General features: G+C 50.5%; 24 protein-coding genes and 1 pseudogene. 14 read left to right on the forward strand and 11 right to left on the reverse strand.

Annotation, left to right across the window (positions count from 1 at the left end):
• Positions 1-35 precede the first annotated feature (35 nt).
• The 3 genes and pseudogenes from BM323_RS16265 to BM323_RS24390 all read left to right on the forward strand — a co-directional run.
• Positions 36-485, forward strand: coding sequence for an STM2901 family protein (locus BM323_RS16265; protein WP_008106343.1), 450 nt, complete (start codon positions 36-38; stop codon positions 483-485).
• Positions 479-805, forward strand: a complete 327-nt coding sequence (locus tag BM323_RS16270) for a DUF1493 family protein (protein WP_036648899.1) — start codon at positions 479-481, stop codon at positions 803-805. The genes BM323_RS16265 and BM323_RS16270 overlap by 7 nt, the downstream gene beginning before the upstream one ends.
• Positions 806-1,082: 277 nt before the next feature.
• Positions 1,083-1,253 (forward strand): annotated as a pseudogene (locus tag BM323_RS24390) (type VI secretion system tube protein Hcp); the annotation flags it as partial.
• A 79-nt stretch (positions 1,254-1,332) separates the two neighbouring features.
• Here the strand turns inward: BM323_RS24390 and BM323_RS16275 are convergent.
• The gene (locus tag BM323_RS16275; protein ID WP_008106338.1) at positions 1,333-1,815 is read right to left on the reverse strand and encodes a cold-shock protein; all 483 of its coding nucleotides are present in this window, start codon (positions 1,813-1,815) and stop codon (positions 1,333-1,335) included.
• Between the two features lie 189 nt (positions 1,816-2,004).
• On the opposite strand from BM323_RS16275, the gene BM323_RS16280 reads away from it, so the two are divergent.
• Positions 2,005-2,688 carry an RluA family pseudouridine synthase gene (locus BM323_RS16280; protein ID WP_036648896.1) on the forward strand — a complete coding sequence of 228 codons (684 nt, stop codon included), beginning with the start codon at positions 2,005-2,007 and terminating at the stop codon, positions 2,686-2,688.
• Between the two features lie 20 nt (positions 2,689-2,708).
• Here the strand turns inward: BM323_RS16280 and BM323_RS16285 are convergent, their stop codons facing one another.
• Positions 2,709-3,248 (reverse strand): DUF2058 domain-containing protein, encoded by a 540-nt coding sequence (locus tag BM323_RS16285; RefSeq protein ID WP_091004081.1) that lies wholly within the window; start codon positions 3,246-3,248, stop codon positions 2,709-2,711.
• Positions 3,249-3,554: 306 nt separating this feature from the next.
• On the opposite strand from BM323_RS16285, the gene BM323_RS16290 reads away from it, so the two are divergent.
• Both BM323_RS16290 and BM323_RS16295 read left to right on the forward strand, forming a co-directional pair.
• A complete protein-coding gene (locus BM323_RS16290; protein WP_008106329.1) occupies positions 3,555-4,538 on the forward strand; it encodes a DUF1852 domain-containing protein in 984 nt (327 codons plus the stop codon).
• Positions 4,539-4,567: 29 nt separating this feature from the next.
• Entirely contained in the window at positions 4,568-5,599 is a 1,032-nt protein-coding gene (locus tag BM323_RS16295) for a methionine synthase (RefSeq protein ID WP_008106326.1), read from the forward strand.
• A 74-nt stretch (positions 5,600-5,673) separates the two neighbouring features.
• Here the strand turns inward: BM323_RS16295 and BM323_RS16300 are convergent, their stop codons facing one another.
• The gene (locus BM323_RS16300; protein WP_238541724.1) at positions 5,674-7,176 is read right to left on the reverse strand and encodes a glucosyltransferase domain-containing protein; all 1,503 of its coding nucleotides are present in this window, start codon (positions 7,174-7,176) and stop codon (positions 5,674-5,676) included.
• A gap of 173 nt (positions 7,177-7,349) precedes the next feature.
• On the opposite strand from BM323_RS16300, the gene yajD reads away from it, so the two are divergent.
• Positions 7,350-7,697, forward strand: a complete 348-nt coding sequence (gene yajD, locus BM323_RS16305) for an HNH nuclease YajD (RefSeq protein ID WP_008106321.1) — start codon at positions 7,350-7,352, stop codon at positions 7,695-7,697.
• A gap of 111 nt (positions 7,698-7,808) precedes the next feature.
• Here the strand turns inward: yajD and fliD are convergent, their stop codons facing one another.
• The gene (gene fliD, locus BM323_RS16310; protein WP_008106319.1) at positions 7,809-9,221 is read right to left on the reverse strand and encodes a flagellar filament capping protein FliD; all 1,413 of its coding nucleotides are present in this window, start codon (positions 9,219-9,221) and stop codon (positions 7,809-7,811) included.
• Between the two features lie 303 nt (positions 9,222-9,524).
• Here fliD and licT point away from each other — a divergent pair, with 303 nt between their 5' ends.
• Entirely contained in the window at positions 9,525-10,388 is an 864-nt protein-coding gene (licT, locus tag BM323_RS16315; RefSeq protein ID WP_091004078.1) for a BglG family transcription antiterminator LicT, read from the forward strand.
• A gap of 82 nt (positions 10,389-10,470) precedes the next feature.
• Here licT and BM323_RS16320 read toward each other — a convergent pair whose 3' ends face one another.
• From BM323_RS16320 to BM323_RS16335, 4 genes are all read right to left on the reverse strand, one after another.
• Positions 10,471-11,865, reverse strand: coding sequence for a glycoside hydrolase family 1 protein (locus BM323_RS16320; protein WP_008106315.1), 1,395 nt, complete (start codon positions 11,863-11,865; stop codon positions 10,471-10,473).
• A 14-nt stretch (positions 11,866-11,879) separates the two neighbouring features.
• Positions 11,880-13,748: a PTS beta-glucoside transporter subunit IIABC gene (bglF, locus tag BM323_RS16325; protein ID WP_008106312.1), complete on the reverse strand. Its 1,869-nt coding sequence runs from the start codon at positions 13,746-13,748 to the stop codon at positions 11,880-11,882.
• A 263-nt stretch (positions 13,749-14,011) separates the two neighbouring features.
• Positions 14,012-14,716 carry a YoaK family protein gene (locus BM323_RS16330; protein ID WP_008106311.1) on the reverse strand — a complete coding sequence of 235 codons (705 nt, stop codon included), beginning with the start codon at positions 14,714-14,716 and terminating at the stop codon, positions 14,012-14,014.
• A 64-nt stretch (positions 14,717-14,780) separates the two neighbouring features.
• Positions 14,781-16,229, reverse strand: coding sequence for a sugar porter family MFS transporter (locus tag BM323_RS16335; protein ID WP_008106310.1), 1,449 nt, complete (start codon positions 16,227-16,229; stop codon positions 14,781-14,783).
• A 245-nt stretch (positions 16,230-16,474) separates the two neighbouring features.
• Here BM323_RS16335 and BM323_RS16340 point away from each other — a divergent pair, with 245 nt between their 5' ends.
• The 3 genes from BM323_RS16340 (at position 16,475) to map (ending at position 18,235) form a co-directional block, all read left to right on the forward strand.
• Positions 16,475-16,660: a con-10 family general stress protein gene (locus tag BM323_RS16340; protein WP_008106309.1), complete on the forward strand. Its 186-nt coding sequence runs from the start codon at positions 16,475-16,477 to the stop codon at positions 16,658-16,660.
• 550 nt (positions 16,661-17,210) lie between these two features.
• Positions 17,211-17,453, forward strand: a complete 243-nt coding sequence (locus BM323_RS16350) for a ParD-like family protein (RefSeq protein ID WP_008106304.1) — start codon at positions 17,211-17,213, stop codon at positions 17,451-17,453.
• A complete protein-coding gene (gene map / locus BM323_RS16355) occupies positions 17,453-18,235 on the forward strand; it encodes a type I methionyl aminopeptidase (RefSeq protein WP_008106302.1) in 783 nt (260 codons plus the stop codon). The genes BM323_RS16350 and map overlap by 1 nt, the downstream gene beginning before the upstream one ends.
• Before the next feature lie 44 nt (positions 18,236-18,279).
• Here the strand turns inward: map and BM323_RS16360 are convergent, their stop codons facing one another.
• The gene (locus tag BM323_RS16360) at positions 18,280-19,845 is read right to left on the reverse strand and encodes a methyl-accepting chemotaxis protein (protein WP_008106300.1); all 1,566 of its coding nucleotides are present in this window, start codon (positions 19,843-19,845) and stop codon (positions 18,280-18,282) included.
• Between the two features lie 911 nt (positions 19,846-20,756).
• Between BM323_RS16360 and BM323_RS16365 the strand changes: the two genes are divergently transcribed.
• A complete protein-coding gene (locus BM323_RS16365) occupies positions 20,757-20,960 on the forward strand; it encodes a con-10 family general stress protein (RefSeq protein ID WP_008106297.1) in 204 nt (67 codons plus the stop codon).
• A 696-nt stretch (positions 20,961-21,656) separates the two neighbouring features.
• Positions 21,657-22,079: a hydroxyisourate hydrolase gene (gene uraH / locus BM323_RS16370; RefSeq protein ID WP_008105683.1), complete on the forward strand. Its 423-nt coding sequence runs from the start codon at positions 21,657-21,659 to the stop codon at positions 22,077-22,079.
• A 74-nt stretch (positions 22,080-22,153) separates the two neighbouring features.
• On the opposite strand, the gene ftrA is transcribed toward uraH, so the two are convergent.
• A complete protein-coding gene (gene ftrA, locus BM323_RS16375; protein WP_008105684.1) occupies positions 22,154-23,158 on the reverse strand; it encodes a transcriptional regulator FtrA in 1,005 nt (334 codons plus the stop codon).
• A 116-nt stretch (positions 23,159-23,274) separates the two neighbouring features.
• Between ftrA and BM323_RS16380 the strand changes: the two genes are divergently transcribed.
• The gene (locus BM323_RS16380; protein WP_008105686.1) at positions 23,275-24,741 is read left to right on the forward strand and encodes an MFS transporter; all 1,467 of its coding nucleotides are present in this window, start codon (positions 23,275-23,277) and stop codon (positions 24,739-24,741) included.
• Here BM323_RS16380 and BM323_RS16385 read toward each other — a convergent pair whose 3' ends face one another.
• A complete protein-coding gene (locus BM323_RS16385) occupies positions 24,742-25,290 on the reverse strand; it encodes a pyridoxamine 5'-phosphate oxidase family protein (protein WP_008105688.1) in 549 nt (182 codons plus the stop codon).
• Positions 25,291-25,296 lie beyond the last annotated feature (6 nt).

The raw sequence follows: 25,296 nt of genomic DNA on the forward strand, positions 1-25,296 counted from the left end.
GTAATCTGGCTACCTGTCATTCAGGGAGGATGATTATGGATACGGTTGAGCAGCTTAATGGGACTTACTTCTACAAAGGAGTCAGCAATGTTTCGGCTGGCGAGTTATTTTTTTGGATATTGTTGGAAAAAATTGATGAGCATGTTGGCAGCATAAATAACATTGTTGCGGTGAGCAGCATTATTCTTGGTCTTCCTCTTCTTAGTACACGAGGTAAGCCCGGCAATGCTACGCCTGGCACTTCAATTGCTTCTAAATATTCACGTCAATTGTTGAACGTGAAATTGCCCCGTCCCTTGCCAAAATTTACTAACACTAGCATTAAGTTACTCAAGCCTATGTGGACAAACAATCTTGGTGCTTTTGTTGGTCGTACTGTTCCTGTTGTAGGATGGGCATTACTGACAAATGATGTCGCTCAAATAGTTTATAAAACAGTATCAACCTATAACATGATCGTCAGAGAAGAAGATCGAGTATGGTAGATGAACAACAAGTATTAGACTTTTTCCGAGAAGAGCTTTCTCTTATGACCACATGGAGATTAAAACCCATCCCGATTGAATTTGATACTCCTCTTCAGGGCTATGCCGGATGGGATGAGTTACCTTATGCGATTGAGGATTTTGGAAAAAAATATAATGTCGATACAACAGTAATAAATTTTGATGCTTATTATCCCTGGAAAACAGAAACAGTTTTCCGAAAATACTTTTCGAAGGAACCCATACAACAAACCGTGAAGCCACTAACTGTCCGTATGTTCGCGGAATCGGCAAAGGCTGGGCGTTGGTTGTACGACTAACTAAGGAGATTCAAATGGCTATACCTGTTCACATGTTTATCAAAGATGATGGTGGAGCGGTCATCAGAGGCGGTTCAGATGTCATGCATCGTGAAGGCAGCATTGAACCGACAATAAACTAACAGGGACGCGGCAACATGCTTAATACCGCTCAGTTAAGCAATAAATAGCTTTATATGCAGGTGCGCATTAATGCGCACCCTACAAAACCCTCGCAAATTTACCGTAGGGTCGCCATTCATGGCGACCGACTTACGCTTAACTGACAAGCATTATCCGACAACATGCTCCGTTAATGTTAGAAAAAGAAATTGATTCTGCGTCACCTTATTTATATAAAGCTGTAGCAACGGGTTAGACGATAAATGAAGCTAAAATTAAGTGGTATCGCATCAGTGACGCTGGTCAGGAACAAGAGCACTTCAATATATTAATGGATTTATTGAAAAGAGATTTATCGCAACCTAATTGATGCCGTAATCCTGCATATATAAAGCGCAGGATTTCGGGACAAAATCCAAATATTCTCAGACCTTCAGCATTTTCACAGTGGCATCAATATCGATTTCATCTGCCGTGAAAATCAAGGTCGTGCCCTGAAAAGTTGTAATCGCCAGTTTTTTCAGTGAGCGGACTTCATCCGGCTTAACATCTGTTTTCGGCTTGATGCTATTCATCAAAATACCAACAGACAGCACGGTATTCTCTTTATCAATACGCGTCTCAACCGGCACTTCTTCGCTGTAAACCACGTAAGACTTGATCGACGTAAGCTTAAGACGCTCACCGGCAATATAGATATATTTGCTCTCGGGCGAGACTTTCACCGCATAGGCTGACAAACCCTTGTTATTGGTTGTCGGCTCGAATGTCACCGCCGCATCTTTCTTGATCAGCTCAGGGTTAGCGACCTTAATCACATGGAAATAGCGGTTATCGCCATTTTCATCTTTGATAAATCCAAAACCTTTATCCTGAAACCAGGTTGTGATCGTTCCGTTCATCGCCATTGCCGCCTACCTAATCGTTATCTACTCAGTTTTTTCAGCGCGCAGTGTAAAGCACATTGCCTGCGCAGACCACGTCTTTGCTGTAAGTCTGGACGATAATTTTTGGCTATGCGAGTGCGTATCCACCAGATTCGCCAGCTAGTTGAAAATTCGCTATTATCCGCCTCCCTTCCTCAGCCGGGCGTTTTGATGTCTACCATTATCGATCACTTTATTGCCCCGCCTTGCAATGACGAGATTGAGATTCTTTATCAGGATGATCATCTGCTGCTGATCAATAAACCTGCTGGCCTGCTTAGCTTGTCGGGGAAAAATCCGCTCAATCTCGATTCAGTGCATCATCGGTTAGTAAAGCTGTTCCCCGGCTGTACGCTGGTGCATCGCCTGGATTTCGGTACTTCGGGGTTAATGGTGATTGCCCGCAACAAGGCGATTAATGCCGCATTGTGCCAGCAGTTCAGCCAGCGCAGCGTGACCAAGATTTATCACGCGCTGTTGTGCGGGCATCTGGCTGATGATGAAGGTGTGATCGACGCGCCAATTGCTAAAGATCCGGCGCTGTTTCCGCTGATGACGATTTGCGCAGTCAATGGCAAACCTGCTCGCTCACGTTATCGCGTCATTGAGCGCACGCATGAAGGGATGCTGCCATTAACGCGGGTAGAACTCACGCCAGAAACGGGACGCACCCATCAACTGCGCATTCACTGCCAGCAGTTGGGCCATCCGATTTTGGGTTGCGATCTGTATGGCGGGCGCTTGCTGCCAGGAGGCGAACAAACGCCGCGTTTGATGTTACACGCCAGCGAGTTGAATTTTATTCATCCGGTAAGCGGTGAGTCGGTAAACATCCAGAATGCCTGCCCATTCTGACAGCGCAACCGGCGTTTTGATTACCACATCAAATCATCTGGCACTTTGAAATCAGCGTACGGATCGTCTTCATCCTGCTCTTCCTGACTCAATGCGCTGTTCAATACGATACTGCTCGTATCTCGCTGTGCAATTTTATCCGCAACGCTGGCGGGAATGATCGCGTATTGACTCTCACCATTGCTATCAACGTTCAGTCGCGCGATGGCAAGGCGGCCATTAATCAGCTGAGTTTGGGTCAGCTTATCCACGTCGATTTTTTTGATCAGATTATTGTCGGTGAAATTAAAACCGATATTGCCTTTCGAAATATCGATTTTGTTCATTTCGATTAGCTGCTTAACCTGCGCTTTATACTCTTTGGCTAAAGTCGCCTGTTTTTGCTGTTCGCTCAGCTGCTTATCACGCTCAAGCTGCGCTTTTTTGTTCTCTTCCACTGCTTCTCTGGCTTCACGAGCCTGAACGCGTGATTTTTTAGCGGTTCTCTGGACCTTGTCCATTTTTTTGCTGCTGACTAAGCCTGCTTTCAGCATTTGCTCTTGTAAGGTGAGTTTTGCCATTTTCGTGTCTGACCCGTTAAAAAATTTGGGAAGAGTATACCTGCAATGATGAAGTCTGTGCCAGACCGCATGGGCTGACTGCTGAACACACGATCTTCATCATCACTCTCATCATGAAATTCCTTCATGTTCGATGAAATTAAATCACTTTTTTTCAACCAGTGACTCAGGCATAAAAGTACCATCGTTAATAACTTAAAATAATATGAAGCCTGCTGATTGAGAGTACCCGCTAAGAACATGGGGAAAGCCTAAAAATCCAGCCACAGCAAGGCCTTATATTTATAACCAGGACAGCAGACTAAAATGAATAACGCCTTTACTTTTACGGTTAAGAGCCTTCGTTTCGACGAAAATTACAATCCTTCTGGCAATACACGCATCACCACCAACTTTGCGAATCTGGCACGAGGTGAGAAGCGTCAGGAAAATCTGCGCAACGCGTTGGTAATGATTGATAACCGCTTCAATTCCCTGGCGCATTGGGACAACCCGAAAAGCGATCGTTATGCGGTTGAACTGGAGATTATTACGGCTGAGCTGAATCTCGGTGCTGAAGGCAATGGCAATACCTTCCCTGTCATTGAAATATTGAAAACCAATATCGTTGATAAAAAAACCAATGAGCGCATCGAAGGGATTGTAGGCAATAACTTCTCTTCTTACGTGCGTGATTATGATTTCAGCGTTGTATTGTCAGAGCACAATAAGAGCCACACTGAATTCCGTACGCCAGATAATTTTGGCGACCTGCATGGCAATATCTTCAAAAACTTCGTTAACTCAGACGCATACAAAGCTAACTTCAATAAAGCACCGGTTATCTGCCTGAGCGTATCAAGTAAAAACACCTATTATCGTACCGGTAATGTACATCCGGTATTGGGCATTGAATATCAGCAGGATGAACTCTCACTGACTGATGAATATTTCGGAAAAATGGGCCTGCGAGCGCGTTATTTCATGCCGGCGAACAGTGCTGCGCCATTGGCTTTCTATTTCCATGGCGATTTACTCAGTGATTACACCAATCTTGAGCTTATCGGTACCATCAGCACCATGGAGACATTCCAAAAGATTTACCGTCCTGAGATTTACAATGCTAACTCGGCCGCCGGTAATCAGTATCAGCCAAGCTTAAATCATCAGGATTATTCTTTAACGCGAATTGTTTATGATCGAGAAGAACGTAGCCATTTGGCAGTTGAACAAGGGAAGTTCACGGAAGAGCGCTTTATTAAGCCTTACCAAACTATTCTTGAGCAATGGTTTGCTACTCCCGTTCTTTGATCACCCATAAAAATATAAGGTCACCTGCTATGAAAAAATTATTACCGACTTCCACTGCTGGTAGTTTGCCAAAACCATCGTGGCTGGCTCAGCCCGAAACATTGTGGTCGCCGTGGAAATTGCAAGATCAGGAATTAACCGACGGTAAACAAGATGCGCTGCGTTTGTGCCTGGAAGATCAGCAGCAGGCAGGTATTGATATCGTCAGTGATGGCGAACAAACGCGTCAGCACTTTGTTACCACCTTTATTGAACATCTCAACGGCGTGGATTTTGAGAAGCGCGAGATCGTAAAAATCCGCGATCGTTATGATGCCAGTGTTCCAACCGTTGTGGGTCCGGTAAGTCGTCAAAAGTCGGTGTTCGTTGAAGATGCTAAGTTTTTGCGCCAGCAAACTGACCGTCCAATTAAATGGGCGCTGCCGGGTCCAATGACCATGATCGACACGCTTTATGACAACCATTATAAAAGCCGTGAAAAACTGGCATGGGAATTCGCTAAAATTCTCAATGAAGAAGCCAAAGAGTTAGAAGCGGTGGGCGTCGATATTATTCAGTTTGATGAACCGGCATTTAATGTCTTCTTCGACGAAGTGAATGATTGGGGTATCGCTACCCTGGAAAGAGCCATTGAAGGGCTGAAATGCGAAACCGCTGTGCATATTTGCTACGGTTACGGCATAAAAGCCAATACCGACTGGAAAAAGACGCTGGGCACCGAGTGGCGTCAATATGAAGAGATCTTTCCTAAGCTGCAAAAGTCGAATATCGATATCATCTCACTGGAATGCCAAAACTCACATGTGCCGATGGAATTGATGGAACTGATTCGCGGCAAAAAAGTGATGGTTGGTGCCATTGACGTGGCAAGCAATACCATTGAAACGCCTGAAGAAGTTGCCGCGACGCTGCGCAAAGCGCTGCAGTTTGTCGACGCCGACAAACTCTATCCTTGCACCAACTGCGGCATGATTCCTTTACCGCGCGGCGTTGCCAGAGGCAAGCTGGATGCGTTAAGCGCCGGTGCGGAGATCGTACGTAAAGAGCTGCTGAATAAATAACGCGGCCAAAAAGCACCATATACAAAACTCGGTCCGGGATATGACAATCATTCCCGGACCGAGCAGCTGAATCATTATTTGTTAACCTGCCCGCCCGACTTTCTGAAATCAATCACCATGGTTTGACCATCCTGAAAGGCGTCAAAATCCGGTCCCTGCGAAAGATATTCACGCGGTTTAATGACTCTCATCTCTTCGGTTGCTTTCACCGCTTTCAACCTCAAGCCAGCGTTTTTAATCAAAGCCAGCCAAATCCACGGTTCAGACTCACCCAGCATTTTCATTCGTATATGATCGATGATGGGGAAATTACGAATATTGGTTTGTATTTCTGGAGCATCATTCAGCTGACCAATAAATGCGAGAGAATCAATCGATTGTGCGCCAGGCGCCGACAGCGTGATTTTAATCTGATTCATCACATCCATTTGGTAACGCTGGTCATTCACCACCGTGTTGAAACTTATTAACATCACCACCAAATGATAAAACAGCAAAATGATACTGAATCCCGCCAGCCAGTTTTTTATTGCAGGTAAAGTGTGCACGGATACGTAGAAACAGAACAGGAAAGTAATGCTGCAGGCGCCCAACATGCGTGGCGCAAATAACGGAGTGGCTAATGCCAAAGAAAGACCGGGAATCGCCATAATGACGATTAATCCTGCACTCAACATCAATATGGCCGCGCTTACCGTTAATTTCCGCTGCTGTTTTAAGTTGTGTGCCATCAAAATAAGGCCTAAAAAAAGCATCAGCAAAGGCAACAATAAAAATATCATCAGGTCGCGTGGATAGGCGCTGAGGAAAAGACGACTAAACGTTTTAATCGTTTCAATGATGACCAGCAAAGAATCTGAATTGGGCAGTAACAGCTTGCTGTGTTTCTTGCTGTACCAGTCGATCTCAACCGGCAATAAATAATTCATCGCCAGTTTATAGACCAGAATGGCAATGCCCAGCGCCACTATTTTCCCGGCGAGCCACGTCCATGAAGATTGATCATTATTCAACCGTGAAATAGCCAGCAACGCTACGCAAGCAATATAGACATTAAGTCCTGGCTGATAGAGCGTCTGAATCAGCAGTAATATTAGCGCCGTGTAAATGATCTCCTGAAACGGCTTCGATCGGTTCACCATGCTTGCCAGCATCGCGCCCGCGAATGACAAAAGAATGGTGAGGCTGTCAAAGGTATACAGCATTCCCTGCGCCAGAAAGGGATTAAGCACCACAAAAAGCGGCGGCACAAATGACCAGTAGCCAATCAGGGGAATTTTAAGTTTTTCAGTGAAGAAAACAGCTGCAACACTCAGCACCAGCAATCCAAGCAGTAAATTAAGCGGAGAAACATCGCTGACCGTATTACCAAAAGAGACCAAAGCCTGTAATAACCAGGTGCCCGGTCTTCCGTTGCTCAGCCATACAGATCTATCGCCATCCAGTATCCGGTAAAGGTCATCCCGATAATAAATTTTGTTGGTCCACACAGGGAGCGTGGCGAGCATTCCCATCATCATGGTCAACGCGATACGCTGCATCCGGCTTGCCGACAGAGAATCATTTACGGGCATCATTTTATTAGCGAATTTCCATCGATGGGGGGCGGGCGGACTTTTATTTCCGCTTAGATACAACCTAGTGTAGGAGGTTTTTTAGAAGGGATGCTCTGGGATGATAAACATCATTGGCAGGTGCGAGCAGTGCGGATAACATGTCACTTTATCTCTTTCTAACAGGCAACATTGGCATGGCTCTAATCCCTAAAAACTACACGCGGCTGGAAAGCGGCTATCGTGAAAAAGCATTAAAAATCTATCCGTGGGTCTGCGGCCGCTGCTCGCGCGAATTTGTCTATTCCAATCTGCGCGAATTAACCGTCCATCACATCGATCACGACCACACCAATAATCCGGAAGATGGCAGTAACTGGGAGTTGTTGTGTCTGTATTGTCACGACCATGAACATTCGAAGTACACCGAAGCGGATCAGTACGGTACAACGGTTGTGGCAGGAGAAGATGCGCAAAAAGATGTCGGTGAAGCCACCTATAATCCGTTTGCCGATTTGAAGGCCATGTTGAATAAGAAGAAGTAAGGTTATTGTTTGAGACAGAGGTCGCCATGAATGGCGACCCTACGAAGGCCCGTTCCGCGTACCCGCCAAATTACCGTAGGGTCGCCATTTATGGCGACCTATTATTTACGCTTACTTATTAGTCTTAGTGCTATTACTGAACTGCTCGGTGAGGTAGTTGCTGGTGTTATTCAGCACGCTAACCATCTTATCCAGATTGGTGAACTGTTTTTTATAACGCGCGATAGTGTCATCGATACGTTTGCTGGCGGTATTGTACTGATCGGTCAGCGTATTCAGTTTTTTACTGATGGTATCCGTCGCGCCCTGCAGCACACCTTTGCTGCTAAGGAACGCAGTGAAGGTGGTGTTCAGTACGGTCGAAACGCCGGTTTTCTTGCCATCGCCAACAAACATGTCGCGAATGGCTTCCGGTTTAACCTGCAAACTGCTGGTCAGTTTGGTCGCATCAAGCTTCAGTTTACCGTCGGTTGGGTCGGTTGTAATACCTGCCTGCGATAACGTTTTATAGACGCTGGAACCGGAAGTGTTGGCCAGAATGCTTTTCATCTGCACCTGAATGTTACGCAATGTGCCATCGCCAAGCAGCGCACCATTTTTGCCATCCGGGTCTTTACCCGCGTCCACCGCCGTAAATTTGGTCAAACTCGCCATCGTATCCTGCAGCGAGTTATAGGCATTTACCCAATCGGTAATAGCGGTTTTCGCCTTGTTGGTATCGCTGCTTACCGTCAGCGTTTGGTTGCCGCTGGTTTCATCATTGAGTTTTAGCGTGATGCCCTCCACCGCGTCGGTGATCACGTTGCTGCTGCTCTCAATCGCCACATTATTCACGGTCAGCTTGGCGTTCTGCGCCTCAACGCTTTGCGTCATGCCGCTGCTGCCAGCATTTGTCGCATCAAAGCCGATAAAGTCGTGCAAGGTATCATCGCCGGTCACGCTCAGCGATTTCACCGCATTGCCGGTGCCGGATGCAGAGGAAGTCAGTGACAAACGGTATTCAGTGGCCGAGACCTTAATCAGGCTGGCGGTCACGCCAACGTCGGATTTATTGATGGTGTCACGAATGGCAGAAAGCGAGGTCTGATCTTTGGTCAGCGTAATGCTCTTCTCTTTACCTTCTGCAGTGACAAATTTAAGCGTTCTGGAATCAGCATCACTACCAATCGCCGCTTTGATATCGGTTTTGGCATCGCTGGTTAGCGTTTGCGATTGCGCCAGCTTCTGCACGCTGATGGTGTATTTGCCCGCCAGCGCATTGCCGTTGGAATCGGCGCTAAACGCTGTTGAACTGGATGCGGTGGTCGTCGAGGTATAAAGCGCGGCATCGTTTAATTTGTTGTTTGCCGTCTGGAAAGTCTGAATCGCGGTTTTGAGCGTGCCGTAGGCGGACAACTTGGCGGTCGCCGCCGATTGTTGTTTGGAAATCGGTGCCAGCGATTGCTTCTCTGCCGCAGTCAGTTTGTCGAGGATGGTGCTTAAACCCAGTCCTGAACCGACGCCTAATGTTGAAATCCCAGTCATGAACGCAACTCCTGTTAATTTAACGTTACGGTACTATCGGCAGCCTTAACGCAAACTTTATAAAAATCTGATCATTTCCTTACGATATCCTTACAAACATAAAATGCCGCGTCGTTAGCGTCTGATCGCCAATGATTAATCGCGCTGGAAATATGATGCATTTCACATTTAACTGTCGCTGTGCTTGTCGGGAAAGCTCAGCCGATTATGATCTTGCCAGATTGTTACTGCGTTCAGCGCAGGCAAAACCTGACACGCCGTCCTCCCGGTGGGTCAGGTTTTTTATTTTCAGGGCAGATAAAAATGAAAATCGCGAAAATCCTCAACAACAATGTCGCGGTAGTGCTGGGCGACAACGGCAAAGAACAGGTTGTGATGGGACGCGGTTTGGCGTTTCAGAAGCGCGTCGGCGACGAACTGGATGCGCAGCTAATCGAAAAAGTGTTTGCGCTGCAAAGTGATACGTTGACAGGCCGGCTCAGCGAACTGCTGTCGGATATCCCGCTTGAGGTGATCACCACCAGCGAACTGATCATTGCCAATGCGCGTCAGCAACTGGGCCAGCCGCTGCATGAAAGTCTCTCTATCGCGCTGTGCGATCACTGCCATTTTGCGATTGAGCGCCACCAGCAAGGCATCCCGATTCGCAACGTCTTGAAGTGGGAGATCAAAACGCTCTATCCGCAAGAGTTTTCATTGGGTATCGAAGCGCTGGCGCTGATTAACAAGCGGCTGGGCGTGGAGTTGCCCGAAGATGAGGCCGGATTTATCGCCCTGCATCTGGTGAATGCGCAGCTCGACAGCGATTTCGCCGATGTATCGCACATCACGCAATTTATGCAAGAGATCCTGCATATCGTGAAGTATCGTCTGCAACTGGATTACCGCACCGAGAGCTTGAGCTACAACCGCTTCGTTAACCATTTGAAGTTTTTTGCACAACGTATGTTGGGCAAACGCGGCGTGTGGAGCGAGGATGAATCGCTGCATGATGTGGTGCGTGATAAATATCCGCTCGCCTATCAATGTGCGGTGAAGATCGACCAGCATATTCAGCAGAAATATTTGTATGAACTCTCCAGCGAGGAACGCATGTTTCTCACCATTCATATTGAGCGGGTACGCAAAGAGACGCTGGCGTTGCAGGATGATGCAGACGAGGCGTGAACCAGGTGCGCATCAATGCGCACCCTACAAAAAACGCGTCAATCCTTTGTAGGGTCGCCATTAATGGCGACCGCCAACAGCCTTACTTCAACGCTTCGCCATGACTGCGAATCACGTCCTGATACCAGAAGAAACTCTTCTTACGCGAACGCGCCAGCGTACCGTTGCCCGCATCATCGCGATCCACGTAGATAAAGCCGTAACGTTTGGAAAACTCGGCTTTTGAGGCGCTGACCAAATCGATCGGTCCCCAGCAGGTATAACCCATCACCTCCACGCCATCTTCAATCGCTTCACGCACCTGCACCAGATGATCGTTGAGATATTGAATACGGTAATCGTCGTTAATTTGCCCGTCCGCTTCCACCACATCTTTAGCACCGAGCCCGTTTTCCACTATAAACAGCGGCTTCTGATAGCGGTCATACAGGATGTTAAGCAGAATGCGCAGCCCTTCTGGATCGATCTGCCAGCCCCAATCGGAACTCGGCAGATGCGGGTTCGGCACCATAGAGAGAATGTTACCGCGCGCTTTCTGGTTCTCCTCTTCATTGGTGGTGACGCAGCCGGTCATGTAGTAGCTGAAGGAGATGTAATCGACGGTATTTTGCAGGTCGCGCTTATCTTCATCTGTCATTGCAATGCTGATGCCGCGATCGGCAAAGAAGCGTTTCATATAGGCCGGATACGCGCCGCGCACCTGTACATCGCCAAAGAACAGCCATTCGCGGTTCTGCTGTAAGGTTTCCAGCACGTCCGCCGGGCGGCAGCTCAGCGGATAGAGCAGCGCGCCCAGCAGCATGTTACCGATTTTACCGTCCTTAACGATCTCATGGCAGGCTTTCACCGCGCGTCCACTCGCCACCAGCTGATGATGAATCGCCTGATAGATTGCCTGCTGATCGCTCTCTTCTGCCAGACCCACGCCGGTGAACGGCGCGTGCAGCGACATGTTGATTTCGTTAAAGGTTAGCCAGAGTTTCACCTTGTGCTGGAAGCGGGTAAATACCGCGCGCGCATAGCGTTCGAAGCAATCAATGGTGATGCGATTGCCCCAGCCGCCGTACTTTTTGATCAAGCCATACGGCATCTCATAATGCGACAGCGTCACCAGCGGCGTGATGTTGTATTTAGCCATCTCATCGAACAGGCGATCGTAGTAGGCCATGCCTGCTTCGTTAGGTTCCGCTTCATCGCCCTGCGGGAAGATGCGCGTCCAGGCAATTGAGGTACGCAGCACGGTAAAGCCCATTTCGGCGAAAAGTTTGATGTCTTCCGGGAAGCGATTATAGAAATCGATGGCAGTATCTTTGATGCCAAAATCGTCACCGCTGCGCTCGACGCGCGCACCGAAAATGCCTTTGGGTTGCAGGTCGGACGTCGATAAACCTTTGCCACCTTCCTGATACGCGCCTTCAACCTGGTTGGCGGCCACGGCGCCGCCCCATAAAAATCCGTCCGGGAAACGTTTAGTCATCTGCTTGCTCCTCATTATTTCAGCACGGCCAACAACGGAGCGCCTTCGCTCACGGCCGTGCGGCTCAGGGTTAACACATCCACAAAATCATCGCTATTACTCACCAGCACCGGCGTGGTGAGGTCAAATCCTGCGGCTTTAATTGCATCGAGATCGAACTCCAGCAGCAGATCGCCCACTTTGACCGGCTGATCGTTGGCGACTTTAGGAGAAAAATATTGTCCATCGAGCTTCACGGTATCGAGGCCGACGTGGATCAGCACTTCCGCGCCCTGCGCCGATGTCAGGCCAATCGCATGGCCGGTACGGAACATCGACGACACCACGCCATCGATCGGCGAAACCACTCGGCCACTCTGCGGGATAATCGCCGCGCCTTTGCCGAGCAAACCGCTGGCAAAGGTTTCGTCTTTAACCTGCTCCAGCGGAATGACATCGCCCGCGATGGGGCTGACCACGCTTTCGCGGCGCGTAAGATTGGTGGGCGGAGAAACCGGCGCGGGCGGCGCAACCACTTCGGCTGCGGGCTCGGTCAAACCGAACAGATAAGTGCTCATGCAGGCGAACAGCAACGCCACCGCCGCACCGGCAAACGCCGCCAGCACGCTGGCATCAATGCCGCTGTTCGGCACCACCTGAATAAAGGTGAACACGCTCGGGAAACCAAACGAGTAAATGGTGGTGTGCCAGAAGCCGAGGATCGCCGCGCCCAATGCGCCACCGATGCAGCCGAAGATAAACGGACGACGACGCGGCAGCGTCACGCCATACACCGCCGGTTCGGTGATGCCGAAGATGCTGGCGGTAAAGGCCGATCCCGCCATCGCTTTGAGTTTCGCTTCGCGAGTTCGCAGGAAGATGCCGAGCGTCGCGCCCGCCTGTCCGAGTACTGCTGGCATCAGCAATGGCAGCAGCGTGTCATGACCAAAGTTAGCGAGGTTGTTCAGCATGATCGGCACCAATCCCCAGTGCAGACCGAAAATCACGCACACTTGCCAAATCGCGCCCATCACAGCACCCGCAATCATTGGGCTCAGGCTGTAAATCCACAGATAGCCTTCGGCCAGCATGCGGCTCAGCCAGGTCGCCGCCGGACCAATCGCCAGGAACGTCAGCGGCACGGTGATCAGCAAGCAGCACAACGGCGTAGTGAAGTTACGCACCGCGCTGGGTGAACGCGGATGCACCCAGCGCTCAATCAAACTGGAAACCCAGGCCGCGAAGATAATCGGAATCACTGAAGAGCTGTAGTTCAACACTTCGAGCGGGATGCCGATGAATGTCAGCGCATTGCCCTGCTGCTGCTGTTGCAGCACCTCGAGAATCATCGGATGCACCAGCGCAGCGGCGATCGCCATGCTGACAAACGGATTGCCGCCGAATTTTTTACCGGCGCTGTAGCCGAGCAAAATGGGCAGGAAGTAGAACAATCCATCGCTAGCAACAAACAGCACTTTGTAGCTGCCGCTGTCGGCGCTCATCACGCCGAGCACCAGCGCCAACGCCAGCAAACCTTTGATGATGCCGGTGGCGATCATCACGCCGATAAACGGGGTAAAGATGCCGGAAACCAGATCGATAAAGCGTGCAAACAGGCCTTGCGGTGCAGCGTTATCTGCGGCCTCGTTCTGATTATCCAGCGCATGGCGCGCGGTGAGTTCGCGATACACTTCCGCAACCTGATTGCCAATCACCACCTGATATTGGCCGCCGCTCTCCACCACCATGATCACGCCGGGATTGTCCTTTAACGCGGCGGTCTGCGCTTTTTGACTGTTTTTCAGCTTGAAGCGCAAACGCGTGGCGCAGTGCATCACGCTGATAATGTTCTCTTTGCCGCCAACACCGCTAACGATGTCATCCGCCAGTTCCTGATATTGCATCACTCTTTCTCCTGAACAATGCCCTAATGCTCGCCAGTTAAGCGTCTTTCGGTCACCATAAATGGCGACCCTTCAAAGGATTGGCGCGTTTTTCGCGCAAAAAAAAACCTGAGACGCGCCCTCTTCAATTGAAAAAGGGCGCGTCTCAGGTTTTGCCTGCCGAACAGTAACAATCCTTAACGGGCGCTATCATGCTTACAGCGCGGAAAAAGTGGCAAGCAGTATTAGCGAACAGCGTGGAGAAGTGTGAAGCGGGTCACCGATTAGAGGCGTTTGAGTGCCGCTAACGCCAGCACGCTAAGCAGCGCACCAATCACCATCAGTAGTAAATAACTCATCCACTGCAGCAACCAAATCCCCAGCACGCCGCCGCCTAAAAACGCCAGTACGGTGTAAAAATGCAGCTTAAGTCGCTCGATATAGAGCGGCGCATCTTTGGGTGATTCTTTGCGGCGCAGCACATCAAACAGCATCGCCAGCTCAATACCGATATCGGTCGCGGTGCCTGAAACGTGCGTGGTACGCACACGCGCGTTGGAGATGCGCGTCACGACGGCGTTTTGCAATCCCATCAAAAAACTCAGGCTAAGCACCAGCAGCACGCCGGAGCCGCTAAAGCGGAACCAGCTTTCAATCACGCCCAGCACCAGCAACGCGATGCCTTCAATCAGGATATTAATGGCGTAGATGCCGCGAATCTGGCGTCGTCTGCCGGAGTTGATAATCAGCGTTGAGACCGACGATCCAGCGATAAACAGCAACACGATGAGCAGAAAAAACAGTCCGACGTGCAGATTGGCTTTGGCCAGATGATCGGAAAGTGAGGAGACATTGCCGGTCATGTTTGCCGAGAAGAAACCGACGGTTTCAAACGCTGCGGTGTTGAGTGCGCCCGCAACGGCGGCCAGCGTGCAGGCCAGCCGAATGTCGGTGTTGAAAGTGCGCGTGTTCTCGGCGGTGATCAGCATGGGAAATCCTGGCCCGGTGAAAGATGCGTATCTTCCTCCCGTGACCAGGAATTCTCAAGCGCCGTTAGGCGGTCTGTTGATCCTGCTCCTGCTCGCTAAACCGCTCACGCATTTCGTTTTCGATCTGCTCAAGAGATTTGCCTTTGGTCTCAGGCAGCATGGTGATCACGAAGATCAGCGAGCCGACGTTGATGGCCGCAAAGATGAAGAATGCGCCATTGCCGGTGGCAGACAGCAGCGGCGGGAAAGCAAACGCCACCGCCGCGTTACAAATCCACTGGAATGAAACCGCAGCGCCGGTCAGCACGCCGCGCACTTTCATCGGGAACAGCTCGGACATCAGCAGCCAATACACCGGCGAAATGCACATCTGCATAAAGAACAGGAACACCAGAATCGCCGCCAGCGCGAAGATACTTTGCGTCATGTCTTGTGGCATCAGCAGCAGCACGCAGCCGAGCACCAGCTGCATGGCGATTACCACTGTCAAACCGGTCATCAGCATGGTGCGACGTCCAAAACGTCCCACCGCTTTGATGCCCACCATGGTCGCCAGCACCGAGACAATGCCGTTACCGATAGTCGCTGCAATCGACGCGTTGGTGCCCATGCCGGTGGTTTTCAGAATCACTGGCGTGTAATACATAAAGGCGTTCACGCCGGTGAACTGGATAACAATGCCCAGTCCCGCACCCACCAGCAATAAGCGAAGAATCCATTTCTCTTGCAGCAGTTCACGCGCGGAAGGCCCCTGACGCGCCGCCTTGGCGTGCTGGCGCATTTCCGTCATCTCCTTTTTCACTTCACGCGGTGTTTCACGCAATTTGTGCAGGATCCGGCTCGCTTCTTTGATACGCCCTTCCGCCACCATCCAGTGCGGCGAAGCCGGCACAAAGAAGGTGCCGATGAAGAGCAACGCGCCCGGAATCATCGCCATCGCCAACATATAACGCCACAGATGCGGATCGTTAAGCGTGAAACTCATCACCGCGCTGACCACATACGCCAGCAACTGACCGGAAACAATCATCAGCTCGTTGCGGCTCACCAGCGGCGCACGACGTTTTGGTCCGGCGATTTCGGCAATAAACACCGGCACGGTTGAGGAGCCACCGCCAACTGCAATCCCGAGCAGAAAACGCATCGCCACCATCACGTGCAGGTTCGGCGCTAACGCGGTACCAATTGCGCCCAATACAAAAATCAGCGCCAGAGAGCGCAGCGTGATACGGCGACCAAAACGATCGGAGAAATAGCCACTGAGAAAAGCACCCAGCGCGGCACCAAAGATCAGTGATGAAGTGACTAAACCTTCGGTGAACGGAGTGAGATTGAGACCGCCCTGATCAAGCGGCAAGGTCATAAACGGTAAGGCACCCGAGATAATCCCGGTGTCATAACCAAAGGCCAGCGCGCCCATGGTCGCCACCAGTACAACGAAGAAGATGCGCTGTTTGACGGTGAGATTGCTTAGCGCTGAATCGTCGTCACTGTTTTGCTGCGATGTGTCCATTCCTGTTCCCTGCATATTGAACGCGCTCTGGAGCGCAAAGGTTGAAACCCAAAAGGCAGAAGTATAGTCAGGAATTGTAAAATGTGACGGAGGTCACTGTTAAATCGATAAACATCCAAAATTATTTTCATGATCCGTTTCAACGATCGTCATCTGCGCCCTGGCTTTACCTCAACGGCATACTAAAATTTCAGCGTGACTAGCTAGTCCTCAAATCTCACGGAACATTGATAAGAGGTCTTCCTATGAAACAACAGAGCTACAGAGGCGGCGCAGGGAATTTTGCCAACGATCCAGAACGTGCGAAAGAAGCTGGCAGAGCGGGAGGCAAAGCCAGTGGAGGCAATTTCAGAAACGATCCTGAAAGAGCCGTTGAAGCGGGACGGAAAGGGGGCAAAATTAGCCGTCGTCCTCCAACGAAGTCTGAGTAAGGCGCCTTAGGATTTTTTATGCCATGGATTGGCTTCACTGCTTGATCGTTTGTTTCTTACACCCTTCAATAGGACGTGTTTATATGAAGCGATTTTTAGGTGGGCTTATTATCTTTTCCGCCCTGATAACGTTATCAGGCTGCTATCACTCTGACCGCCCTATTGGCCCCGATGGTCGCCCTAATGTGCAAACCGAACAACCGATTCCCGGCGGCCCCATGAGTAAAGGACCGGTTGGGCAGCCGCAAGCTTAATCAGGCACCCATCATTAAATTTTATGCCGGTGCGCATGAATGCGCACCCTACGAAAAACGCGCCAGTCCTTTGTAGGTTCGCCATTTATGGTGACCCTCATCGCACGCTATTACCGAAGCGAAGATGCGGGCGGAAAGGCCAATGCCTCGGCGACATTTTCGCTAACCTATCAATGAACCGCGTTGTCAGAGGGAAAAGCCGCCGCTTTCCCTCTAAAAAATTTCCCCTTTGCAAATCCGCTAATTCCTGAGTAGCCTATATACATATCGCATACATTTCATATATAGGTTTCATCATGGGCATCGTAAAAATTTCCGACCTGATGCATGAGAATCTGCGCATCGCCAGCACGGCGATGAGCCGTTCCATCAATGCGCAGGCAGAACACTGGATGAAGATCGGCATGCTGGCCGAGATTTATCCGTCACTCAATCATCAGGAATTAACGCGCTTGCTGATGCGCGTTGAACGCGACAGCGGCGCGGATTTAGCGCAACTGCTCGACCATCCTTTATTCACCTCGCAGGGAATCGCGTAATGAGCATCAAACTGCATACCGCTGAAGAGATCGAACTTGCGCGTGCCGCCGGACATGCCGCCGCTAAAGTGCTGGAGATCATCACGCCACACGTCAAACCGGGCGTTACCACCGATGAACTGGACGCGATTTGTCATGACTACGTGGTAAACGTGCTGAAAGTGATCCCAGCGAATATCGGCTACCACGGCTACAGCAAAACCACCTGTACCTCAGTAAATCACGTGGTGTGTCACGGCATTCCGGGCGAGAAAAAGCTTAAGGATGGCGACATCGTTAATATTGACGTCGGCATCATCAAAGATGGCTGGTACGGTGACACCAGCCGCATGTATTACGTCGGTCAGCCTTCGGTGCGCGCCAAACGTTTGGTAGATATCACTTACGAATCAATGGTTGCAGGTATCAAAGTAGTAAAACCGGGCGCGACCTTAGGGGATATCGGTGCGGCAATTCAGCAGGTGGCGGAAAAAGCCGGTTTTTCCGTAGTGCGCGAGTATTGCGGTCACGGTGTTGGCGAGGTGTATCACGGCGATCCGCAGATTCTGCACTACGGCACGCCGGGCGCGGGATTGGAATTGCAAGCGGGCATGATTTTCACCATCGAACCGATGATCAACGCGGGCAAAGCTGGCACCAGCGTGCTGTCCGATGGCTGGACGGTGGTCACCAAAGACCGCTCGCTGTCGGCGCAGTGGGAACACACCATCGCAGTGACCGAAACCGGGTTTGATTTACTGACGCCGTGGCCAGAAGGTACCGGCGAATATCAGGCTATTTAATAAAAAGATCCAGAACGCGAAGACCGTTCTGGATCCACATCGCCTTAAGCGGTTTGACGCAGCGTAAACACGCTCACGCTATTCACCATATTTGCCGCCTGCTCACTCAGCATCGCCGACGCGGCCAGCGATTGCTCCACCAGCGACGCATTCTGCTGCGTGGTGATATCAATCTGGCTAATTGCAGTGTTGATCTGGCTGATGCCGTCGGCCTGCTCGGTGCTGGCCTGATTAATCTGCACCAGTAGCTCTTTCATTTCGGCCACATTCGACATCATGCCGTTCATCAACTTATTGGCGTCGGTGACCATATCGCGCCCATCGGCAATGCGCGTGGAAGACTCCTCGATTAAATTGCGGATCTCATGCGATGAGGTTGCGGTTTTCTGTGCCAGCGCGCGCACTTCCTGCGCCACCACGGCAAAACCACGACCATGTTCACCGGCGCGTGCGGCTTCGACCGCAGCATTCAGCGCCAGAATATTGGTCTGGAAAGCAATCGAATCGATCAGATTGATGATGTCCGCCATACGGCTGGCAGAATCATTGATCTCGGCCATTTTAGTGGCGACGTTGTCCATCATGCTGGCATTACGTCCCACCGTGCTTTCCGCTTTGGCGGAGAGATCGGCGGCAACGTGGGTGTTATTTCGCGTGTTACTGATGGTGGCGCTGAACTCCTCCACCGAGGCCGCCGTTTGTTCCACCGAGCTGGCCTGCTCTTCCGTGCGGGCGGCGAGATCGTTGGTGCCTGACATTATTTCGCTCGCGCCGCCGGATATCTGTTCAGCGCTAATGCGAATATGGCTGACAATATCCGACATTTTTTCCTGCATCTGCTGAATGGCATTAATTAACTGCCCCATTTCATCTTTACGCTGCTCATAAAAATCAGAGCTGAGGTCGCCATCCGCCACGCGGCCAAGGAATGCGATCACATGTTTTAATGGCACAGTAATCGAGCGGATAATGATCCAGCCAATTAATGCGGATACTAAAATAGCCACCACAAAAATAATCAGCATAGAAATTTTGGTTTTACTGTAAGACGCCATAAAATTATCGTAAGAGCCATTCATTTGCTGCTCTTGCAGATTAATGAAACCCTCAACTTCATTGATGTAATTTCTTTGCGCTGAGGCAAGAGTAGAAAAATAGAAATCCACCGCTTTTGTCACATCACTATTCACTAACTCGAAGAAAGCGTTTCGCTCCTTTAGAAAGTCAGCACGCTTCAATTCAACGCGTTTGAGAAAGGCAATGGATTCCTCATCCGTTGCCAGCGCGCCTAATTGCTTGTAGGTTTCGCTGATCTTTTTCGATGCTTCCTGAAGATTATTTTGAATGGTCGCTCTGCGCTGCGCATCAATGGGGCTCAGCAGCAGCGCCTGCTGCTGCACCGTTACGTTGATTTCATCAATCAACTGGTTGCCCAATGCGATGGTCGGGTAATCATCCTTCATCATGCCATTGACGCCGGTTTCCGCTAAGAAAAGCGAATTTAATCCGAGCAACGCCACTAACAGTAGCATCGCAATATTCAGTACAGAGGATATTGTAAGTTTGGTTCGCAACTTTACATTACGCGAAAATCTTTGAACTACGTCCATTTAGAAACCTCAATGATTTTGATTGAAAAGGTGTGAAGACAACGGTGTTATTTTAAAAATGGAAGAGGCTCCGGAAGTTAATCGGCAGCATCCCTGCTGTTATCGTCAGCTATTTCATTAACATTAGAGACGCAGTCACATTAAAACACCCTGTGAAAACTGCAATTTGGTTGAAATCGATTTCATTGATCATTTTCATTTATTGATAGCGAGTAATATAAAAGCAGCAAGCTGGTTTTTTTGCTTAATTTAAAATAAATGATTAAGTGGACCTTACGATTAGCGAAAGAATGATCTTTTTTTTGCCATTTAGCGCAATTTGACTCAAAGGAAATAGTTTATCTAATCGCATACTTTAAAAATCAGCGTCAAATGCTGCGACCAGCAGATGCATGACCGCCGCTTTAGCACACGACGAACTGCCTTCGATCGCCGCGCCCGGCAGTTGATGAAGTCGCCAGGCCAGAGACACAAATGCTTGCACTGTTCGTGAGAAGAACCGCGAAGAGGCGGTTTCAGTGTCAGCGGGCAGGTGGGTTAAACATCAACTTAACCGGAGTAATAAATTAGAATAAGCGAAGCGTTAATTAATACGACATGAGCAGATTAATTAAACATAGCAGGCAAGCATGAAGGCAAGGTAATACTAACGGAAATTGCGATTAAGTTTACAAGCAAACACGCCTACCGCTTCGCTTATTATCCGGCCTGCACCACTTTCTTCTTGACGTTAAAAAACCCCAAGCCATAACTCATGCTAGTTACATTTAGAGACAATCGAAAATTTAACTGGAAGTAATACAAGCAAGCCTCTTAGAATTAAGACTTAAGATTAGTCCAGGCTTGAAACTGGTAAAAATGGCACTACATTTATTTTGCATCAAGTTGGTATTTAAGAGAGAGGAGAACCAATGACGGACGCTAAGAAGCAACCCGATGAGGAAGAAAAAAAGACGCAACGTCGTGGTGGTGCAGGCAACTTCGCAGAGAATAAGGAACGTGCAGCTGAGGCTGGGCGCAAGGGTGGCCAAGCGAGCGGCGGCAACTTCAAGAACGACCCGGAGCGCGCCATTGAAGCAGGACGGAAAGGAGGAAAGATTAGTCGACGCAAATAACATTCTTCGCACAAGAATAACCATCTAACGGCGTTTTACTTCTGCACAAAACTCTCCTGACTCCGTATTTACGCTTCGCTTAAATACAGATTTAACGATGTCAGGAGAGTTATTTATAGCGAAAAATCCGAATAACTGATCATTTCTTGATCAATCTCACCCTATTTACCGCTTCGCTTATCCTGGTTTTACCCTTGGCTTATTAATCAGAAAACTATATTTGCAGGCTAATAATAAATTGCGGACTTAACGTTCTATTTGTACACCGTCTCAAGGCTGGTACAACTTTCGAAGGATTATTCTTACGGGCCACTAAGAATAATCATGAATAGTTATCGAAGCGCTAAAACAGGAAACCGAAACACACAATCGATCCGGAACTCGTAGGGTCGCTATTTATGGTGACCAGGTGCGCATGAATGCGCACCCTACGAAAAACGCGCCAATCCTTTGTAGGGTCGCCATTTATGGTGACCAGTTGCGCATGAATGCGCACCCTACGAAAAACGCGCCAATCTTTTGTAGGGTCGCCATTTATGGTGACCAGGTGCGCATGAATGCGCCCCTTTCGATGACGGCACACGCTTGACTCATTGCTTGTTCTCAGAAATTTCACATTTAGTCTTATCGATTATTATTTTGTTGTTGAAGAACCTAGGATTGCAGCACATTCACCTGCTAAAAAAGGATATTTTAATGAAAACTCTCTTTACCTCAGCCAGCGCTATCCTGATTGCTACCAGCCTGTCAGCGGGAGCAGCACAACCGGCAGCAGCAAAAAATCCGCTCAGCGTACATGTATTGAACCTGCAGACAGGCTCACCGACAGCGGGTATTGAGGTTGAACTCGATCAGAAACAGAACAATAACTGGGTGAAATTAGCCAGCGGCAAAACCGACAGCAACGGCAGAATCAGCGCGCTGTTCCCTGAAGATAAAACCGCCAGCGCAGGCAGCTATCGCGTGGTGTTCAAAACTGGTGACTATTACAAAATGAACAACCAGAAAACCTTCTTCCCGGAAATTCCGGTGGAGTTCAATATGGAAAGCAACGGCGAGCACTACCATATTCCGCTGCTGTTGAGTCCGTTTGGTTATTCGACTTATCGCGGGAATTAAATTTAAAACGGTCGCCATGAATGGCGACCCTACGGGCTTTTCGTAGGGTGCGCATTTATGCGCACCTGGCTGAATTAAAGCACCATCCCTCTTTCGTTAAATGCCTTGCGCCAATGCGTTGGCGTGGTATTCAGCCGCTGTCTGAAGTGATGCCGCAAGGTTTCCGGCGATCCAAATCCCGCCTGCTCAGCAACCTGGTCAATGCTCAGTTTGCCGCTCTCCAGCAGTGCGCAGGCTTTTTCCAGCCGCACGCTCAACATCCACTCTCCTGGCGTGGTACCGGTGGCGTCATGGAAGCGGCGCAAAAAAGTGCGGCGGCTCATGCCGGCTTGTCTGGCGAGCTGATCAATCACCAGCGGCGTATTGAGGTGATTGCGTAAATCATCGAGCAGCGGCGAAAGATTCTTTGCCGCCCGTTGCGGCACCGGCTGCTGAATCAGCTGCGCCTGGTTCCCTTCACGCAGCGGCGGCGTCACCATACGACGCGCGGTGCGGTTTGCCACTTCAATGCCATAATCGCGACGAATCAGATGCAGACACAAATCCACGCCCGCTGCGCCACCCGCTGACGTAATGATGTTGCCCTCATCGACATAAATCATGCCGTGTTCAACCTGCACCTGTGGGAAGCGTTGCGCCAGAATCTCGGTGCTGTTCCAGTGCGCGGTAGCGCGTTTACCATCCAGCAAACCGGCAGCGCCCAACACGAAACTGCCTGCGCAGATCGAAACGATACGTGTGCCGTTTCGGTGTGCTTTTTGTAATGCAGCGATAAGCGCATCCGATGCCGGTTCATGCACGCTGCGCCAGCCGGGAATCACGATGGTGCCCGCCTCTTCCAGCAGCTCAAGTCCGCCATCGACCACCAATCGCACGCCGCCTTGCGCGCCGAAAACACCCTCTTCCACCGACGCCACGCTCAAATCATATAAAGGCTGGCCGAACGCGTCGTCGACGCGCCCAAAGGCCTCAACCGCCGTGCCGAATTCAAAGGTACACAGGCATTCATACGCCAGCAGAACCATGCGGCGGTTAAACGGTGCAGGCGAACGGGCATGTAACGGAGCAATCATTTGCATTAAAGGTCACCGGAGAAATTGGCACGATCTTGACGATATATGGCATGCGGGCAGATTTCCACTGTCACTACAATCTTTCATGCTGGCACGCTCTTAACGTATCGCAGGGATTGAGTATGAAGAACATGTTGGCGCTGATGGCGGTTTGTCTGGCCGCATTGATGTCGGGATTGGAGATTTCGAGCGTACCGGTGATTTTGCCGGTGCTGGAAAAGGAGATGCACGCCAGTTTTCGCGAACTGCAGTGGATCATGAACGCCTACACGCTGGCTTGCACCGCCGTGTTAATGGCAACCGGCACGCTGGCAGATACCTATGGACGCAAGCGTATTTTCATCATCAGCATTATCGCCTTCGGCGTGACGTCGGTGATGTGCGGGCTGGCGGACAATGCGTGGTGGCTGATCGTCGGACGTTTGCTGCAAGGATTAAGCGGTGGCGCAATGTTAACCTGCCTGATCGCCATTTTGTCATTCCAGTTTCCACAGGGAAAAGCGCGCAGTCGTGCGTTCGCCGCGTGGGGCATTACCTTTGGCTTTGGGCTGGGATTCGGGCCAATCATCGGCGGCATGCTGGTCGCCTGGTTTAGCTGGCAATGGGTGTTTTTGGTGCACGGCTTTATCGCATTGCTGACGCTGATCCTCGCACTGAAAAATGTGGTGGAATCGCGTGATTCTGAAGCCAAAAAGCTCGATCTCGGCGGCCTGATCACCTTATCAATCAGCGTGGTCGGCGCAACCTACCTCATCACGCAGGGTAGCAGCCTCGGCTGGAGCAGCCTGGCGGCACAGCTTATTTTGCTGGTTACGCTGCTCAGCGCGCTGCTGTTTGTATGGGTTGAGAAGCGTCATCCACACCCGATGTTTGATTTCTCGGTGTTCCGCATCCGCGACTTTTCCGGTGCGCTGATGGGCTCAATTGGCATGAACTTCAGTTTCTGGCCGCTGATGATTTATCTGCCGGTCTATTACCAGAGCGGGCTTGGCTACAACAGCATGGCAACCGGTTTGGCGCTGCTGGCTTACACCTTGCCGACCTTACTGATGCCGCCGCTTGGCGAGAAATTGGTGGTGCGCTTTGGCGCGGCGCGCATGATCCCGCTGGGATTATTCACCATCGGCGCGGGCTTTATGCTGATGAAGTTTGCCGCCGCGCAGCAGATGAGTTTACTGCCGGGCGCGCTGCTCTCTGGCATCGCGCTCGGATTGACCAACACGCCAGTCACCAACACCACAACCGGATCGGTGCCAGGAAATCGCGTTGGCATGGCGTCTGGCATCGATATCAGCGCGCGCCTGATTACGCTTGCCATCAATATCGCGCTAATGGGCAGCTTGCTGGTGGCGGGCATCGCGGCGAGTCTGCAACGCATTATGCCGGGACAAAGTAATGTGTATGCGCTGGCCGAGCGCATCGCCGGCGGCGGCGAGGTTTTACTTACCCACGATATTGCCGCCCAGGTGCTGACCGACGGTTTTTCCAGCGTGTTGCTGTATGGCGCGACGGGCGTGTGGGGATTGGCGCTGGCGAGTTATCTGCTGTTTAACGTCCGTCGCAAGGCGCAGGAACAATGTACGCCTTAGTTACGGATGCACCCATTTGCTGTTGGTGAGTGCTCCGTCTGAGCGGTAATTCAGTAACGCTCTTTGATTGTTTTCGCGCGCCAGCAAGCACCAATCCAGCAGGTTGATTTGGATGATCAAGACGCCGAAATTATCTTCAGCATTGACTATGTTTCTTGATGGGTTGCCAATATCGCTTCCCGGCGCAGCGCCAGCATAGGTTTGCTGCGTCCGGTGCGATAATCGTTGCCACGCCGCTTCAGCTACTGCGCTGTGCGCGGCGTGCAACTCGACCGTTCCCTGCAACCGCAGCTGGGTTTTCGCGCTGTAACCCAAAACCGTAACCTCTGGATTCACCGCCAGCGCCTGCCATTTCGGGCTGCGCATATCGGTATGAAACTCCAGCGTGCGTTTTTCACGATCAACCGCGCGCAGCACCAGCGTTCTCGCCTGCGGCTTGCCCTGTAGATCAACGGATGCGAGCGTTAAGATGTGAAACCCGGAATCAGGCTCGCGTGCGCCGGTTTCCAGTTGTTGCCAGCAAGCGGTATCAATCTCGCGCAATGACATCTGTTG

The organism is Pantoea sp. YR525 (assembly GCF_900116775.1).
GTDB classification, from domain to species: Bacteria; Pseudomonadota; Gammaproteobacteria; order Enterobacterales; family Enterobacteriaceae; genus Pantoea; species Pantoea symbiotica.